Here is a 1,259-nt window from a genome sequence, read left to right as displayed (position 1 = left end):
GAAAACAGAACACTTGGAGAAGGTGCTGATTGCCGGATTATCCGTATCGCTCAAAAACTAGACACTCATGCGTTCGCCCTGCTTCACCACCCCACTAACAATTAAATTGTTATTCAGCCTAGAATACTTTATCCCACTTTGTGATAAATAATAAAAAAACACCTTCGTTGAGTGTTTTACAAAACCTTCCCAATGTGAATACAACAGCAGCGTTGCTGCTCTCAAGTTTAAATCAACATATCCATCTTTAGATCTTTCAATCAAGTATTTTATATTCGTCAGCTCACGTTTTCTCCATGCTCTGTCTTTAGATATAAAATCAACAAACTCTTCCTTGCTTCGTACTTTCATGGCCTAAACTATCAACCTCCTGCCGAGAGGTATTAATTTTGGAAGACGATATGTTGCACGAATTCCAGACCCACTATTTTCGAGAAACACTGCATTTTCAGGTAATAACTTTGAAACACGCTGGATGGTTTCAATCAACGTCATATCAATTTGAGAATCTCCAGCTACCAGTTCCAGATGTGAAGTGAGATAACCAAATACACCTGATGTAATAACCTCAAAAATAGCTATAGAGAAAGAACCCTTATATTTAGTTCCATCCCACTTCCTATATGCATTATCGCCGAGGGCAACATTTACATACCTGAAAGTTGCCGAAAACAGGCTTCTTATTAGGTTAACATCAAGGTCGGAATCACTCGCTAATTTTTTCATATTATTAGTCAAGAATGGGCTAATGTCTTCAATAGCAGACAGCTCAGCAAGAGATGCCATGTTTTGGATCAAAAACCTCAGCACAAGTTCCATGTCAAATCGCTCTTCTATCAAACGATCCGTAATACTAATAGTATTAACAAAGTTCTCATCTCGACTCATTTCCAGGATTAATTCAAAGAACCCTGGATTCAACATAATCAATAAACAATTTCTAACCTCTTGGTCAGATAAATTACTTCCACCCGTGTTTAATCGTTGAAACAACTCAAACTTGGTGTTTACATCCGACTCTTTTTTTATTATTTTCACGTCGATTTTTTCACGCTTAAAGCTGATTTTTAATGCGGTATTAAAAGCATCCGAATCCCAGTTAACCCCAACCAATCCCAGGGCGGGATCGCACTTTGTTAATGAAATTTGAACAGGCTGATCGTCTATGATCTAATTACGCCTCCATGCAGGAGGCGCACTCTATGACCTTGATTGAACACCTTACCCTTGTCGAAGAAACTCGCTCTGACATCAATCGT

General features: G+C 38.5%; 2 protein-coding genes. Both read right to left on the bottom strand.

Annotation, left to right across the window (positions count from 1 at the left end):
• Positions 1-57 precede the first annotated feature (57 nt).
• Positions 58-351 carry an MAE_28990/MAE_18760 family HEPN-like nuclease gene (locus ACYVG7_RS10325; protein WP_460883035.1) on the bottom strand — a complete coding sequence of 98 codons (294 nt, stop codon included), beginning with the start codon at positions 349-351 and terminating at the stop codon, positions 58-60.
• 3 nt (positions 352-354) lie between these two features.
• A complete protein-coding gene (locus ACYVG7_RS10320; RefSeq protein WP_460883034.1) occupies positions 355-1,113 on the bottom strand; it encodes a hypothetical protein in 759 nt (252 codons plus the stop codon).
• Between the last annotated feature and the right edge of the window lie 146 nt (positions 1,114-1,259).

The sequence above is a fragment of the Pseudaeromonas pectinilytica genome (genome assembly GCF_054780855.1).
This window is presented reverse-complemented; position numbering and strand designations above follow the sequence as displayed.